Consider the following 13887-nt stretch of genomic DNA (forward strand, 5'->3'; position numbering starts at 1 on the left):
TCGCCATGATGCCCACCCCTGAACAAGTACGCCAATATATTGCCGACAACCTGGAATGCGAGCAGCTGCAGGTACAAGGCGATGGCGCCCATTTCGAGGCACTGATCGTAAGCCCGGCCTTTGAAGGCAAACGACTCATCGCCCGCCACCAACTGGTGTATGCTGCGCTGGGCGAACGCATGAAGGCCGAAATTCATGCCTTGTCCATGCGTACCCTGACGCCCGAAGAATACAAGGCGAACCCGAATGGATAAACTCCGGATCACCGGTGGCAATCGCCTTGGCGGCGAGGTCACCATATCAGGCGCCAAGAACGCCGCCCTGCCCATTTTGTGCGCCAGTCTGCTTACGGCAGACACCATCACGCTGCACAATGTGCCCGCCCTGAACGATATCGGCACTGCACTCAAGCTGCTCAGGCGGCTGGGGGTGCAGTCAGACCACAGCCAGGACGGCATCGTTCACCTTGATGCCTCACACGTAGACAGCCTCGAAGCTCCTTACGAGCTCGTCAAGACCATGCGGGCATCGATACTGGTGCTGGGTCCCTTGCTGACGCGTTTCGGTGAAGCCAAGGTCAGCCTGCCGGGCGGCTGCGCCATTGGCCAGCGCCCCGTCGACCAGCATATCAAGGGCCTTGAGGCCATGGGTGCCGAGATAAAAATCGAACACGGTTTTGTCGTTGCCCGGGCCAAGCGTCTGAAAGGCGCCTCGATACGCACCGATATGGTGACCGTCACCGGTACGGAAAACCTGATGATGGCCGCCGTTCTTGCCGAAGGCCGCACCACGCTGGAAAACGCGGCGCGAGAACCTGAGATCGTCGATCTGGCCGAACTGCTCATCAAAATGGGAGCCCGCATCCAGGGCCACGGCACCGACCGCGTCATCATTGACGGTGTCGATCGCCTGCATGGCGCCACCCATCAGGTGGTGGCCGACCGCATCGAGGCAGGTACCTTCCTGTGCGCGGTAGGCGCCACGGGCGGTGAAATCATGCTGCGCAAGGCCGCTCCGCACACCATGGGCGCCGTGATCAACAAGCTGGAGGAAGCGGGCCTGACCATAGAATGCGGTGACGACTGGATCCGTGCCGCCATGAACCGGCGGCCGCGTGCCACGGGCTTTCGCACACGCGAATACCCGGGCTTTCCCACCGACATGCAGGCGCAGCTGATGGCGCTTGATACCATTGCCGACGGTACCTCGGTCATAGTCGAGAACATTTTCGAGAATCGCTACATGCACGTACAGGAACTGTGCCGCATGGGAGCGCAAATCGACATCGACGGGCACACCGCCGTCGTAACCGGCGTTCCGCAGCTGTCTGGTGCCACCGTCATGGCCACCGACCTGCGCGCCTCGGCCAGCCTGGTCATTGCCGGCCTGGCCGCGTTCGGCGAAACCGTGGTCGAACGCATTTACCACCTGGATCGGGGCTACGAGCGCATGGAAGAGAAGCTGCGCTCGGTGGGTGCCCGGATTGAACGCCTGAAGGATGCTGCCTGATGAGCCCCGCCAGCCTTGACCGCCCTTTGACGCTTGCCTTGTCCAAAGGCCGCATATTCGATGAAACCATGCCTTTGCTGGCCGCGGCCGGCATACAGGTTACCGAGAACCCGGAAACTTCGCGCAAGCTGATCCTGCCCACCAGCAGCCCCAATCTGCAGCTGATCATCGTGCGTGCCACCGACGTGCCCACCTATGTTCAGTATGGCGCCGCCGATTTCGGTATTGCCGGCAAGGATGTACTGGTCGAGCATGCGGCGGAGCACCCCGGCGGACTGTACCAGCCCATAGATCTGAATATCGCACGCTGCCGTCTGTGTGTGGCCGTACGCGAGGGCTTTGACTATGAAGCCGCCGTGCACCAGGGTTCGCGCCTGCGCATTGCAACCAAGTACGTGAAGGCCGCGCGCGAGCATTTCGCCCGCAAAGGCGTGTATGTAGACATCATCAAGCTGTACGGCTCGATGGAACTTGCTCCCCTGGTGGGCCTGGCCGACGCCATCGTTGACCTGGTTTCAACGGGTGGGACGCTCAGGGCCAACAACCTAGTCGCGGTTGAAGACATTGTCGAAATCTCGTCACGGCTGATCGTGAACCAGGCCTCGCTGAAAACACGCGCCGATGCGTTGCAGCCCCTGATCGATGCCTTTGCGCAGGCCTCCGCAAACCCATAAGCGGCCACGGGGTGCGCCGCCGGCCAAAACCTGCACCCCGTTACGGTATACACTGGCTGGATTGAAATATTGCTTTGCGTTTTGAATCATGTCTTCCATAAATCGACTCAGCACCCGGTCGGAGCAGTTCAGGCAAGCCTTGCGCACATTGTTGGCCTTCGACGCCTCGCAAGACGAATCCATTGAGCAGGCCACCGCCGACATCCTGAAGAACGTGCGGGCCCGTGGCGATCAGGCGGTACTCGAATACACCCGGCGCTTTGACCGCGTATCGGCTGACACCCTGGCCGAGCTTGAAATCCCGCGCAGCGCCTGGCTGGCCGCGCTCGATGCCTTGCCAAAAGACCAGCGCCAGGCCCTGGAAGCGGCCGCCGAACGCGTGCGCCGCTATCACGAGCACCAGCGTGCCGAAAGCTGGACCTACACCGAAGACGACGGCACCGTGCTCGGACAAAAGATCACGCCTCTGGATCGCGTGGGCCTGTACGTGCCCGGCGGCAAGGCTGCCTACCCTTCATCGGTGCTGATGAATGCGATTCCCGCCAAGGTGGCCGGCGTGCCTGAAGTGATCATGGTCACGCCCACGCCAGATGGCGTGCACAACCCCATCGTGCTGGCGGCGGCCGCCATCGGAGGCGTGGACCGCGTCTGGGGCATAGGCGGCGCACAGGCTGTGGCGGCACTGGCCTATGGCACCGATACGCTGGCACCCGTCGACAAGATCGTGGGGCCGGGCAACGCCTATGTGGCAGCCGCCAAGCGCCGCGTATACGGCACCGTGGGCATAGACATGATCGCCGGCCCCAGTGAAATTCTTATCATTGCCGATGGCACCACGCCGGTCGACTGGATCGCCATGGATTTGTTCTCACAGGCCGAGCACGATGAACTGGCCCAGGCCATACTGCTATGCCCCGACCTGCAGTATCTCGACGAAGTCCAGGCTGCCATAGAGCGCCTGCTTTCGGGCATGCCGCGCGCCGACATCATACGCACCAGTCTGGCCAATCGCGGCGCGCTCATTCATGTGGAAAGCATGGAGCAAGCCTGCGAAATCGCCAACGAGATCGCCCCCGAGCACCTCGAGATCTCTGCCGGGAATCCCGATCAGTGGGCCAATCTGATCCGCCACGCAGGCGCGATTTTCCTGGGCCGCTACAGCTCCGAATCGCTGGGCGATTACTGCGCCGGTCCCAACCATGTACTACCCACTTCACGCACTGCCCGCTTTTCTTCACCGCTGGGCGTGTATGATTTCCAGAAGCGCTCCAGTCTGATCCATGTCTCGCAAAAAGGCGCCCAGGTCCTGGGGCGTGTGGCGGCCACCCTGGCCTACGGCGAAGGGCTGCAGGCCCACGCCGCCAGCGCCGAATACCGCCTGCACTCAACCTCTACCGATTCCTGAACATGCGTACTGCCGACATTACCCGAAACACCAACGAAACGCGCGTGCGCGTTTCCATCAACCTCGACGGCACCGGCCGACAGACCGTCAATACCGGTGTGCCTTTCCTCGACCACATGCTGGACCAGATCGCACGACATGGCCTGATCGACCTTGACATCCATTGCGATGGCGACACACACATCGACGATCACCACACTGTCGAAGACGTAGGCATCACGCTGGGCCAGGCCTTTGCCGCCGCCGTGGGCAGCAAGGCCGGCCTGCGCCGCTACGGCCATTCCTATGTGCCGCTCGACGAGGCACTGTCGCGCGTGGTCATCGACTTTTCCGGGCGTCCGGGCCTGTATTACCACATCCCCTTCACGCGCTCGCACATCGGCCAGTTCGATGTAGACCTGGCGCGCGAGTTCTTCCAGGGCTTCGTCAACCATGCCCTGGTAACCCTGCATATCGATAACCTGCGTGGTGAAAACTCGCACCATCAGTGCGAAACCGTATTCAAGGCCTTTGGCCGCGCCCTGCGCATGGCGGTCGAACACGATCCCCGCAACGAGGGTGTCGTACCATCAACCAAAGGTGTGCTGTAAACCGCCTGGCTTTTCTCTATTAACGGCTACACCGTGAATACTATTGCAATTGTTGATTACGGCATGGGCAACTTCCATTCGGTTGCCCGTGCCCTGCAGGCGGCCGCGCCCGATGCCGACATAAAAATATGCAATACCGCCCACGAGATAGACCAGGCTTCACGCGTGGTGTTTCCCGGCCAGGGCGCCATGCCCGACTGCATGCGCACGCTCAATACCTCGGGCCTGCGCGACGCCGTGCTGCGCGCCGCGCGCAGCAAACCTTTGCTGGGCGTATGCGTGGGCGAGCAAATGCTGTTCAGCAACAGCGAAGAAGGCAATGTGGATTGCCTGGATATCTTTCCCGGCCAGGTCAGGCGCTTTGCCGGGCCGCAATTTGCGCAGCCCGGCGCCGCCGCCGACGGACCGGAGTTGCTGAAGGTGCCGCACATGGGCTGGAGTCCGGTGCAGCAGGTCAAGAGCCACGCCTTGTGGAAAGGCATTCCCGACCACAGCCATTTTTATTTTGTGCACAGTTATTACGCTGCACCCGGTGATCCCGATCTGACTGTTGGGGTAAGCCATTACGGCTTGCGCTTTACCTGTGCAGTCGCAGCAGCTAACATTTTCGCAGTACAGTTCCATCCCGAGAAAAGCGCCGGCCACGGTTTGCGTCTGTATCGGAACTTTGTTGATTGGAATCCATAACATCATGCTACTCATACCCGCCATCGACCTCCAAGACGGGCGTTGCGTGCGTCTGCGCCAGGGCGATCTGGACGACGCGACTGTTTTTTCCGAAGATCCGGCCGCCATGGCCACCCAATGGCTGGACCAGGGCGCACGCCGCCTGCACCTGGTCGACCTGAACGGCGCCGTAGCCGGCAAACCCAAGAACGAAGCCGCAATCAAATCCATCATCGCAGCGGTTGCCGACGAAATCCCGGTACAGATCGGTGGCGGCATACGCGACCTTGACACCATCGAGCGCTATCTCGATGCCGGCATTTCGTACGTAATCATCGGCACTGCCGCGGTCAAAGACCCAGGCTTCCTGCGCGATGCCTGCAGCGCGTTTCCCGGTAATATCATCGTGGGCCTGGACGCCCGCGACGGCAAGGTGGCCACCGATGGCTGGAGCAAGCTTACCCGCCACGATGTGCTCGACCTGGCCCGCAAATTCGAAGACTACGGCTGCGAAGCCATCATCTATACCGATATCGGCCGCGACGGCATGCTGTCGGGCGTCAACATCGAGGCCACCGTCAAGCTGGCCCAGTATGTGAACATACCCGTCATCGCCTCGGGCGGCGTCACCGACCTCAAAGACATCGAAGCGCTGTGCGCCGTTGAAGACGAAGGCATTGAAGGCGCCATACTCGGGCGCAGCATCTACGAAGGCACGCTGGACTTCGCCGCCGCGCAGGAACTGGCCGACGAACTGAGCCCCCCATGACAAATACCCCAGACACCACCGGCAGCGAACTGACACGCCGCATCATCCCTTGTCTTGACGTTACTGCCGGACGCGTGGTCAAGGGAGTGAACTTTGTCGACCTGGTCGATGCAGGCGATCCCGTCGAGATCGCACGCAAGTACAACGAGCAGGGCGCCGACGAACTCACCTTCCTTGACATCACCGCCACCAGCGATGAGCGTGACCTGATCCTGCCCATCATCGAATCCGTTGCCAGCCAGGTCTTTATCCCCCTTACGGTGGGCGGCGGCGTGCGCCAGGTCTCCGACATCCAGCGCCTGCTCAACGCCGGCGCCGACAAGGTCTCGATCAACAGCGCGGCAGTGGCCAACCCGGAACTGGTACGTGCGGCCGCCGACTACCATGGCTCGCAATGCATCGTCGTGGCGATTGATGCGCGCCGCGTGTCGGCCGCCAACGAGGCGCCCCGCTGGGAAATCTTCACCCACGGCGGACGCAAGGCCACCGGCATCGACGTCATTGCATGGGCCCAAAAAATGGCCGAGTACGGCGCAGGCGAGCTGTTGCTCACCAGCATGGACCGCGACGGCACCAAGTCAGGCTTTGATCTTGAACTCACACGCGCGGTTTCCGACGCAGTACCGGTGCCTGTGATTGCATCGGGCGGCGTGGGTAATCTGCAGCACCTGGCCGACGGCGTGACCACAGGCCGGGCCAGCGCCGTGCTGGCCGCCAGTATCTTCCATTACGGCGAATACACGGTGCAGCAAGCCAAGGAATTCATGGCTGCGCAAGGTATTAAGGTACGATTGACCGCATGAAGCAAGATCTTTCATGGCTCGATGCCATCACCTTCGACGATAACGGTCTGATTCCTGCCATTGCACAAGACGTCGACTCAGGCGCCATACTGATGGTCGCGTGGATGAACGCCGAATCACTGGAAGAAACCGTGGCCACCGGCCAGGCGGTTTACTGGTCGCGTTCGCGTCAACGCTTGTGGCGCAAAGGTGAAGAGTCCGGACACATCCAGGTCGTGCATGAAATCCGCCTCGATTGTGACGGCGACGTGGTATTGCTGAAGGTCCGGCAAGAAGGCGGCATTGCGTGCCACACGGGCCGGGCCAGCTGCTTTTACCGGCGCCTTGACGGCACACCCGGCGACGCCACCTGGACCACCGTCGATCCCGTCCTGAAAGACCCCGAGCAGATCTACAAATGAACGCCACCGATACCTCTACCTTGCTTGCCCGCCTGGCCGACACGCTGGAATCGCGCCTGCCTGCCAACGGCGGCGACCCCGACAGCTCCTATGCCGCCAGGCTGTTGGCCAAGGGACCCGATTCCTTCCTGAAGAAAATCGGCGAAGAAGCCACCGAGCTGGTCATGGCGGCCAAAGACAACACGCCCGACCGTATCGTCAGCGAAACGGCCGATTTGTGGTTCCACAGCCTGGTTGCGCTGGCTTATTACGGCCTGCGCCCTGAACAGGTGCTGGCCGAGCTGGCACGCCGCGAAGGAGTGTCGGGGCTTGCCGAAAAGGCCGCCCGCACATCCACCGCCAACCCCAACAACGGAAAATAAAGCACATGAGCGAGAATTGCCTGTTCTGCAAAATTGCCCAAGGCCAGATTCCATCGAAAAAAGTCTACGAAGACGACGAATTTTTCGCGTTTCACGACATAAATCCCGCGGCTCCCGTACACTTGCTGCTTATACCGAAACATCACATTGTTTCCATGCAGGCGGTACAAGCCAACGATGCGCAATGGTTAGGTAGAATGATGGCCCTGGCAGCAAAACTGGCCGACGAAAACGGCTGCACGCCGGGCCACGAAGGCGGTTACAGATTGGTCATAAACACAGGCATTGAAGGCGGGCAAGAAATTGACCATCTGCATTTGCATATTATTGGGGGCCCACGCCCCTGGGACAAACGTGCAGCCCCGGCTGCGTAGGAGAAATCATGGGTAGTTTCAGTATCTGGCATTGGTTGATCGTTCTGGTCATTGTTGCACTGGTGTTCGGCACCAAGAAAATCCGCAATATGGGTGAAGACCTGGGCGGCGCAGTAAAAGGGTTCAAGAAAGGCATGAACGACGCCAAAGACGACAAGGCGCCTGAAGCGGTCACGCAGCAGCGCGCTCAAAGCGAAGACACCATCGACGTTCAGGCCAAGGAAAAATCCGACGTCTGATCCGGTCAACGCCTTTTCCCTTGTCTTTCTTTTAAGCGAACCGGTAACTCATGTTTGACGTCAGCTTTACTGAACTTATGCTGATCGGCGTGATTGCGCTGATCGTCATCGGGCCCGAGCGCCTGCCTAAAGTTGCTCGTACCATCGGGCATCTGGTCGGTCGTGCGCAGCGTTATGTCGGCGACGTCAAATCAGACATCCAGCGCGAAATGGATCTGAACGAGCTGAGCAACCTCAAAGGCCAGATGGAAGACGCCGCCAAATCGGTCAAGTCATCCATGGAAGACGCCACCAGCTCCCTGAAGGCGCCTCTGGACGAAGCCCAGAAGGCCCTGAAAGAAGCCTCGGCATCGGTTGAGAACCTGGTAGACAGCGCCAAAGCCGACCTCAATGCCAAAGACAGCGCCACAGACAGCAAGCCGGAAGAATTCATTCCCCAGCCGCTGACCGAGCCGCCCACCGAGTCCGCCAATACCGCGGCTGAACCGGCACCCGAAACCTCCGAGCCCGCATCCGGCGATCCCGACACGCTGCCGCTGCCTGGCTTCACCGATACAAACAAAACGAAAACAGGGACGCCAACGTGACACAGGATGCTTCCCAGTCGCAAGACACTTTCATTTCCCACCTGGTTGAACTGCGTACCCGTCTGCTCAAGGCCGTCGTGGCCGTGATGGGCGTATTCATTGTCCTGTTCATCTATCCCGGCCCTTCAGCCATCTACGATGTGCTGGCGCAGCCCATGCTGACGTCCTTGCCCGAAGGCACGCGCATGATCGCCACCGGCGTGATCACGCCGTTCATGGTGCCCGTCAAGGTCACCATGCTGGCGGCCTTCGTGATAGCCCTGCCTGTGGTGCTGTATCAGGCCTGGGCTTTTGTGGCTCCCGGCCTTTACAAGCACGAACAGCGCCTGGCCCTGCCCCTGATCGCATCCAGCACCGCGCTGTTTCTGCTGGGCATGGCCTTCTGTTATTTTTTCGTGTTCCGCACGGTGTTTCACTTCATCGCGGGCTTCGCGCCCGAATCCATCACACCTGCGCCCGATATCGAAGCCTACGTCAGCTTTGTGCTGACCATGTTCGTGGCCTTTGGCGTCACCTTTGAAGTGCCCGTTGCAGTTATTCTGCTGGTCATGAGCGGCATGGTCACCGTAGAAAAACTGCGCTCCGCGCGCGGTTACGTGATCGTGGGTGCATTCATTATTGCGGCGGTCGTCACACCACCCGATGTCGTCAGCCAGTTCATGCTGGCCGTGCCATTGTGCGTGCTGTACGAGGTCGGCCTGATCCTGGCCAGCATGCTCAGAAAGAGGCAGGCCGAAAAGTCTGACGAAGACGACGTCGCCGACGAAATCACCACACGCAACGACTAAGCGTCCGGCACTCAGGGCCGCCTTATGGGCGGTCGCTTGCCAATATCCACTTCTGCGTTGCGCAACCGGCCATCACGTACCAGGGTCAGCGTAACGCGCTGGCCGGGCGCCAGCGGCGCTATCTGATTCAGGAAGTCTATCGAGTCGAGCACGGCCTGGTCGTTCATCTTCACGATGATGTCGCCCACCCTGATGCCTGCCTTGAAGGCCGGCCCGTCACGCAACACACCCGCAACAATCACGCCATCATCCTGCTTGAGCTTGAAGGCCCGGGCCAGATCGGGCGTGATGTCCTGGGGCTCCACGCCCAGCCAGCCACGCGTCACCGCACCATGCTCGACGATCTGGTTCAGAATAATCTGCGCCGCGCCGGCCGGTATGGCGAATCCTATGCCCAGCGAGCCGCCGGTTTCAGAATAAATGGCCGTGTTAATGCCGATCAGGCGCCCCGAAGTATCGATAAGCGCACCACCCGAATTGCCGGGATTGACGGCCGCATCGGTCTGGATGAAGTTTTCGTAGATATTGATGCCCAGGCGATTGCGCCCCAGCGCCGAAACAATACCCATGGTGGTGGTTTGCCCAACGCCAAACGGGTTACCTATGGCAAGCACCACATCGCCTATGCGCACCTGATGATCGCCATTGAAGGCAATGGCCTTCAGGTCGGGCAGATCTATCTTGAGCACGGCCAGATCGCTTTCAGGATCAGCACCCACCAGCCCGGCGCGGGCGGCACGCCCGTCGCTCAAGGCAACCTGTATGGCATCGGCTGCCTCGACCACATGATAGTTGGTAAGAATATAGCCGTCGGGCCGCACTATTACCCCCGAACCCAGACTGGTGGTAGCCTTGCGACGGCTGAAACCGGGCGTGTCGCGAAACAGGCGTTCGAGTTCCGGGTCGGCAGGCAGCGGAATCAGCGGTACATTGACGTGCTTGCTGGTGTATATATTGACCACCGACGGCGTGGCCTGCTCGACCGCGTCGTGGTATGACAAGATCTGCGGCGCCGATGTCGCGACGGGCGCAGGCTGCGCGGGTTCCGGTGCACGCGACGGCCCATGTATCCAATCGGGGCGCAAGGTCGCCACAATGAACAGGACGCCCAGACATATCGTTACCGTTTGGGCAAATAGCAACCACAATCGACGCATAAGGCTAATCAGTAAAGGACAATCAATGAATCAGGTTCCCGCTCAACAGCTGTCTGACTGGCTGGACAACACCTTGCAGGCCAGGCGCTTCAAGGATTATTGCCCCAACGGGCTGCAAGTGGAAGGCAAATCCAGCATAAGCCACATTATCACCGGAGTCACCGCAACACAGGCCTTGCTGAAAACCGCCATAGAAAGAAATGCCGATGCCGTGCTGGTACACCACGGCTGGTTCTGGAAAAACGAGGATCCTGTCGTGCGCGGCACCAAGCGCCGGCGCCTGGCATTGGCCCTGGCGCACGGGCTGAATGTGTTCGCCTACCACCTGCCGCTGGATGCCCACCCCACGCTGGGCAATAACGCGCAACTGGCCAGGGTCCTGGGCCTGCAGCCCGAGCGGGATGCCGACGGCGCACCCCGGCTTTGCGGGCCCGACGATCTGATCTGGCTGGGCCAATGTCCCGAGGGCACCACACTGGAATCGCTGGGGAAGCAGATTTGCAATGCTTTACAAAGGCCCCCACTGCTTGTGGGGAATTCGCAACAGAATATCCGTCGTATCGCCTGGTGCACCGGCGGTGCGCAGGGTTATATGCAGGCAGCAGTCGATGCGGGCGTTGATGCCTACCTGACCGGTGAAGCCTCGGAACCCACCTACCATCTGGCGCAGGAAACCGGTACGGCATTCATAGGCGCCGGCCACCACGCCACCGAACGCTATGGCGTACAGGCGCTGGGGCAGGCCATCGCCAGCGAGTTCGGCATACGTGTGGATTTTGTAGACATAGACAACCCGATCTGAGGCCAGGCCGGGGGCTGCCAGGCAGCGGAACTAGCCGCCTGGCAGATTTGATTACCCCTATTTATTTTTTCAGCAGGTCGCGGATTTCGCGCAGCAGTGCGACGTCTTCCGGGGTTGGGGCCGGCGCAGTGGCTTCTTCCACTTGCTCTTGGCGGGACACACGTTCACGAGCCGAATTCACGGCCTTGACCAGGCAGAACACCACGAAGGCCAGCAAGATGAAATTGATGAGTATGGTTATAAAATTGCCCCACGACAGCAGCACAGCGCCCGCCTCGGTTAGCGCCTCGTAGGTTTGCGGGCCGGTATAACCTTCAGGCGCACGCAACAGCAGGAATTTGCTGGTGAAATCGACTTCCCCGCCCAGAATGAACGAGATGATGGGCATGATGATGTCTTTGACCAGCGAGTCGATAATCTTGCCGAATGCCGCGCCAATAATGACACCGACAGCCAGATCTATCATGTTGCCCTTAACGGCGAACTCCTGGAATTCTTGTAAAAAACCCCGTGCTTTACTCATAACGTGTTCCTTTGCAGTTACACCCGATAGCGGGCTAACGCTATAATACGCGGTTGATAAGATAGTACACAGCTAAAAACAGTAATTGGTATGCCCCGCTCGGGCATGAATTAAGGATACTAGAATGAGTCAGATTACGACATCGCTTGATGATTCCGGCGCGGTTGATCCCAACCTGCCGCCAGATCCATCTCGCCGTTTCTGGGTAGCTACCGCCTGTGCCGTGGGCGGCGCCGCGGGTGCCGCCACGGCGGTCCCCTTCGTCAGCTCCTTTGCGCCGTCGGAAAAGGCACGCGCAGCAGGTGCCCCGGTCGAAGTCGACGTCTCTAATATCGGTCTTGGTGAAATGATTACCGTCGAATGGCGCGGCAAGCCCGTATGGATCATGCACCGCACCGACGCACAGCTGGCCGGCCTGAAAACCCTCGACGGCGAGCTGGCTGATCCAAACTCCGACCGCCCGGGCTATACCCCCGAGTACGCCAAAAACGAATATCGTTCACGCAAGCCCGAGCTCTTTGTCTGCGTTGGCATCTGCACCCACCTGGGCTGTTCGCCTTCGCCGGTCTTTGCAACCGGTGCGCAACCTGGTCTGCCTTCCGACTGGAAAGGCGGTTTCTTTTGTCCTTGCCACGGGTCTTACTTCGACCTGGCCGGACGCGTCTACAGCAACAAGCCCGCGCCCGACAACCTCGAAGTGCCTCCGTACTCATACTCGGCCGATGGCTCGCACATCACTATCGGTGTCGATGAGAACAACAAGGCTTGATGCCAATTCGGACACTTATACGTCCGTGAACTGAACCCGTAATACGCCTCGTAAGATAACAAAAGGAGCCGTTTCATGGCTGGCGAGAAAACCGTCGAAACGACAGGACTCTTAGGATGGATAGATAGGCGCTTCCCGCTTACTACCATGTTCAAAGAGCATATGTCTGAATACTATGCGCCCAAAAATTTTAATTTTTGGTATTTCTTTGGCTCGCTGGCCATGCTGGTCCTGGTCATCCAGATCGTCACCGGCATCTTCCTGGTCATGAACTACAAGCCCGATGGCAAGCTGGCATTCGACTCCGTCGAATACATCATGCGCGAAGTGCCCTGGGGCTGGCTGATCCGCTACATGCACTCCACCGGCGCCTCCATGTTCTTCGTGGTGGTCTACCTGCACATGCTGCGCGGCCTGTTCTACGGTTCGTACCGCAAGCCTCGCGAGCTGGTCTGGATCTTCGGTGTTGCGATCTTCCTGTGCCTGATGGGCGAAGCCTTCATGGGCTATCTGCTGCCCTGGGGCCAGATGTCGTACTGGGGCGCCCAGGTTATCGTGAACCTGTTCTCGGCCATTCCTTTCATCGGCCCTGAGCTCGCCATCTGGATCCGCGGCGACTACGTCGTATCCGACGCCACGCTGAACCGCTTCTTCGCCTTCCACGTCATTGCCATACCTCTGGTACTTATCGGCCTGGTCGTTGCACACATCATTGCGCTGCACGAAGTGGGCTCGAACAACCCCGACGGCGTTGAAATCAAAGAAGGCCCCAAAGACCGCTATGGTCGTCCGGTCGACGGCATTCCCTTCCACCCCTACTACTCGGTGCACGACATCGTAGGCGTGGCCGGCTTCCTGATCGTCTTTGCCGCCATCATCTTCTTTGCTCCTGAAATGGGCGGGTACTTCCTCGAGTACAACAACTTCATCCCGGCCGATCCGCTGAAGACACCTCCGCACATTGCTCCGGTCTGGTATTTCACGCCGTTCTACTCCATGCTGCGTGCCATCACCGCCGACTTCACCTGGGTACTGGCCGGTGCCGCTGTCCTGGCAGCCATCGTCCTGTTCATCAAGGGCAACCTGAAAGGCATCTGGCGCATTGCCGTGCCGGTCGTGCTGATCCTTGTTGCCATCACCCTGCGCACCATCGACGCCAAGTTCTGGGGTGTGGTTGCCATGGGCGGTGCAGTCGTGATCCTGTTCTTCCTGCCTTGGCTCGACCACTCGCCGGTCAAATCCATACGCTACCGTCCTACCTGGCACAAGTATCTGTATGGCATTTTCATCGTCAACTTCCTGGTGTTGGGCTATCTGGGCACACAAGCGCCTACGCCTACCTTTAACCTCATGAGCCAGATCGGAACGCTGATCTATCTGGGCTTCTTCCTGCTGATGCCCGTCTGGAGCCGTCTGGGTACCTTCAAGAAAGTCCCCGACCGCGTTACGTTTCACGCTCATTAAGGCCA

19 protein-coding genes are annotated in these 13887 nt (G+C 59.7%); 17 read left to right on the plus strand and 2 right to left on the minus strand.

Annotated features, from left to right (window positions below; all coding sequences use genetic code 11):
- The first annotated feature begins 5 nt into the window (after nt 1-5).
- From LKR43_RS07520 to tatC, 14 genes are all read left to right on the plus strand, one after another.
- Nucleotides 6-254 carry a BolA family protein gene (locus tag LKR43_RS07520; protein ID WP_227683432.1) on the plus strand — a complete coding sequence of 83 codons (249 nt, stop codon included), beginning with the start codon at nt 6-8 and terminating at the stop codon, nt 252-254.
- Nucleotides 247-1509, plus strand: a complete 1263-nt coding sequence (murA, locus tag LKR43_RS07525; protein ID WP_227683433.1) for a UDP-N-acetylglucosamine 1-carboxyvinyltransferase — start codon at nt 247-249, stop codon at nt 1507-1509. Before LKR43_RS07520 ends, murA begins: the two co-directional genes overlap by 8 nt.
- The gene (gene hisG / locus LKR43_RS07530; RefSeq protein ID WP_227683434.1) at nt 1509-2183 is read left to right on the plus strand and encodes an ATP phosphoribosyltransferase; all 675 of its coding nucleotides are present in this window, start codon (nt 1509-1511) and stop codon (nt 2181-2183) included. Before murA ends, hisG begins: the two co-directional genes overlap by 1 nt.
- A gap of 88 nt (nt 2184-2271) precedes the next feature.
- On the plus strand, nt 2272-3588 hold the full coding sequence (hisD, locus tag LKR43_RS07535; protein WP_227683435.1) for a histidinol dehydrogenase: 1317 nt from the start codon (nt 2272-2274) through the stop codon (nt 3586-3588).
- Between the two features lie 2 nt (nt 3589-3590).
- Nucleotides 3591-4178, plus strand: a complete 588-nt coding sequence (gene hisB / locus LKR43_RS07540) for an imidazoleglycerol-phosphate dehydratase HisB (RefSeq protein WP_227683436.1) — start codon at nt 3591-3593, stop codon at nt 4176-4178.
- Nucleotides 4179-4211: 33 nt separating this feature from the next.
- Entirely contained in the window at nt 4212-4865 is a 654-nt protein-coding gene (gene hisH, locus LKR43_RS07545; protein WP_227683437.1) for an imidazole glycerol phosphate synthase subunit HisH, read from the plus strand.
- Nucleotides 4866-4869: 4 nt separating this feature from the next.
- Nucleotides 4870-5613 (plus strand): 1-(5-phosphoribosyl)-5-[(5-phosphoribosylamino)methylideneamino]imidazole-4-carboxamide isomerase, encoded by a 744-nt coding sequence (gene hisA, locus LKR43_RS07550; RefSeq protein ID WP_227683438.1) that lies wholly within the window; start codon nt 4870-4872, stop codon nt 5611-5613.
- Nucleotides 5610-6416 (plus strand): imidazole glycerol phosphate synthase subunit HisF, encoded by an 807-nt coding sequence (hisF, locus tag LKR43_RS07555; protein WP_227683439.1) that lies wholly within the window; start codon nt 5610-5612, stop codon nt 6414-6416. The genes hisA and hisF overlap by 4 nt, the downstream gene beginning before the upstream one ends.
- The gene (hisI, locus tag LKR43_RS07560; RefSeq protein WP_227683440.1) at nt 6413-6817 is read left to right on the plus strand and encodes a phosphoribosyl-AMP cyclohydrolase; all 405 of its coding nucleotides are present in this window, start codon (nt 6413-6415) and stop codon (nt 6815-6817) included. Before hisF ends, hisI begins: the two co-directional genes overlap by 4 nt.
- Nucleotides 6814-7179, plus strand: coding sequence for a phosphoribosyl-ATP diphosphatase (locus LKR43_RS07565; protein WP_227683441.1), 366 nt, complete (start codon nt 6814-6816; stop codon nt 7177-7179). Before hisI ends, LKR43_RS07565 begins: the two co-directional genes overlap by 4 nt.
- 5 nt (nt 7180-7184) lie before the next feature.
- Nucleotides 7185-7553: a histidine triad nucleotide-binding protein gene (locus LKR43_RS07570; RefSeq protein ID WP_227683442.1), complete on the plus strand. Its 369-nt coding sequence runs from the start codon at nt 7185-7187 to the stop codon at nt 7551-7553.
- Nucleotides 7554-7561: 8 nt separating this feature from the next.
- Nucleotides 7562-7792 carry a Sec-independent protein translocase subunit TatA gene (tatA, locus tag LKR43_RS07575; RefSeq protein ID WP_227683443.1) on the plus strand — a complete coding sequence of 77 codons (231 nt, stop codon included), beginning with the start codon at nt 7562-7564 and terminating at the stop codon, nt 7790-7792.
- 50 nt (nt 7793-7842) lie between these two features.
- Nucleotides 7843-8379 carry a Sec-independent protein translocase protein TatB gene (gene tatB / locus LKR43_RS07580; RefSeq protein WP_227683444.1) on the plus strand — a complete coding sequence of 179 codons (537 nt, stop codon included), beginning with the start codon at nt 7843-7845 and terminating at the stop codon, nt 8377-8379.
- Nucleotides 8376-9167 (plus strand): twin-arginine translocase subunit TatC, encoded by a 792-nt coding sequence (tatC, locus tag LKR43_RS07585; protein ID WP_227683445.1) that lies wholly within the window; start codon nt 8376-8378, stop codon nt 9165-9167. The genes tatB and tatC overlap by 4 nt, the downstream gene beginning before the upstream one ends.
- An 11-nt stretch (nt 9168-9178) precedes the next feature.
- Here tatC and LKR43_RS07590 read toward each other — a convergent pair whose 3' ends face one another.
- Entirely contained in the window at nt 9179-10324 is a 1146-nt protein-coding gene (locus tag LKR43_RS07590) for a trypsin-like peptidase domain-containing protein (protein WP_227683446.1), read from the minus strand.
- 25 nt (nt 10325-10349) lie between these two features.
- Here LKR43_RS07590 and LKR43_RS07595 point away from each other — a divergent pair, with 25 nt between their 5' ends.
- The gene (locus LKR43_RS07595) at nt 10350-11126 is read left to right on the plus strand and encodes a Nif3-like dinuclear metal center hexameric protein (protein WP_227683447.1); all 777 of its coding nucleotides are present in this window, start codon (nt 10350-10352) and stop codon (nt 11124-11126) included.
- 61 nt (nt 11127-11187) lie between these two features.
- Here the strand turns inward: LKR43_RS07595 and mscL are convergent, their stop codons facing one another.
- Nucleotides 11188-11649, minus strand: a complete 462-nt coding sequence (mscL, locus tag LKR43_RS07600; protein ID WP_227683448.1) for a large conductance mechanosensitive channel protein MscL — start codon at nt 11647-11649, stop codon at nt 11188-11190.
- A gap of 124 nt (nt 11650-11773) precedes the next feature.
- Between mscL and petA the strand changes: the two genes are divergently transcribed.
- Nucleotides 11774-12418, plus strand: coding sequence for a ubiquinol-cytochrome c reductase iron-sulfur subunit (gene petA / locus LKR43_RS07605; protein ID WP_227683449.1), 645 nt, complete (start codon nt 11774-11776; stop codon nt 12416-12418).
- Between the two features lie 75 nt (nt 12419-12493).
- Nucleotides 12494-13882 carry a cytochrome bc complex cytochrome b subunit gene (locus LKR43_RS07610; RefSeq protein ID WP_227683450.1) on the plus strand — a complete coding sequence of 463 codons (1389 nt, stop codon included), beginning with the start codon at nt 12494-12496 and terminating at the stop codon, nt 13880-13882.
- The last annotated feature ends 5 nt before the right edge of the window (nt 13883-13887 follow it).

This window comes from Pusillimonas sp. MFBS29 (assembly GCF_020687695.1).
Taxonomy (GTDB): Bacteria; Pseudomonadota; Gammaproteobacteria; order Burkholderiales; family Burkholderiaceae_B; genus Pusillimonas_C.

Bases quoted from the DNA above. Each gene is read 5' to 3' on its own strand.
- LKR43_RS07520 (WP_227683432.1), top strand. From the start codon at position 6: ATGATGCCCACCCCTGAACAAGTACGCCAATATATTGCCGACAACCTG.
- murA (WP_227683433.1), top strand. From the start codon at position 247: ATGGATAAACTCCGGATCACCGGTGGCAATCGCCTTGGCGGCGAGGTC.
- hisG (WP_227683434.1), top strand. From the start codon at position 1,509: ATGAGCCCCGCCAGCCTTGACCGCCCTTTGACGCTTGCCTTGTCCAAA.
- hisD (WP_227683435.1), top strand. From the start codon at position 2,272: ATGTCTTCCATAAATCGACTCAGCACCCGGTCGGAGCAGTTCAGGCAA.
- hisB (WP_227683436.1), top strand. From the start codon at position 3,591: ATGCGTACTGCCGACATTACCCGAAACACCAACGAAACGCGCGTGCGC.
- hisA (WP_227683438.1), top strand. From the start codon at position 4,870: ATGCTACTCATACCCGCCATCGACCTCCAAGACGGGCGTTGCGTGCGT.
- hisF (WP_227683439.1), top strand. From the start codon at position 5,610: ATGACAAATACCCCAGACACCACCGGCAGCGAACTGACACGCCGCATC.
- hisI (WP_227683440.1), top strand. From the start codon at position 6,413: ATGAAGCAAGATCTTTCATGGCTCGATGCCATCACCTTCGACGATAAC.
- LKR43_RS07565 (WP_227683441.1), top strand. From the start codon at position 6,814: ATGAACGCCACCGATACCTCTACCTTGCTTGCCCGCCTGGCCGACACG.
- LKR43_RS07570 (WP_227683442.1), top strand. From the start codon at position 7,185: ATGAGCGAGAATTGCCTGTTCTGCAAAATTGCCCAAGGCCAGATTCCA.
- tatA (WP_227683443.1), top strand. From the start codon at position 7,562: ATGGGTAGTTTCAGTATCTGGCATTGGTTGATCGTTCTGGTCATTGTT.
- tatB (WP_227683444.1), top strand. From the start codon at position 7,843: ATGTTTGACGTCAGCTTTACTGAACTTATGCTGATCGGCGTGATTGCG.
- LKR43_RS07590 (WP_227683446.1), bottom strand. From the start codon at position 10,324: ATGCGTCGATTGTGGTTGCTATTTGCCCAAACGGTAACGATATGTCTG.
- LKR43_RS07595 (WP_227683447.1), top strand. From the start codon at position 10,350: ATGAATCAGGTTCCCGCTCAACAGCTGTCTGACTGGCTGGACAACACC.
- mscL (WP_227683448.1), bottom strand. From the start codon at position 11,649: ATGAGTAAAGCACGGGGTTTTTTACAAGAATTCCAGGAGTTCGCCGTT.
- petA (WP_227683449.1), top strand. From the start codon at position 11,774: ATGAGTCAGATTACGACATCGCTTGATGATTCCGGCGCGGTTGATCCC.
- LKR43_RS07610 (WP_227683450.1), top strand. From the start codon at position 12,494: ATGGCTGGCGAGAAAACCGTCGAAACGACAGGACTCTTAGGATGGATA.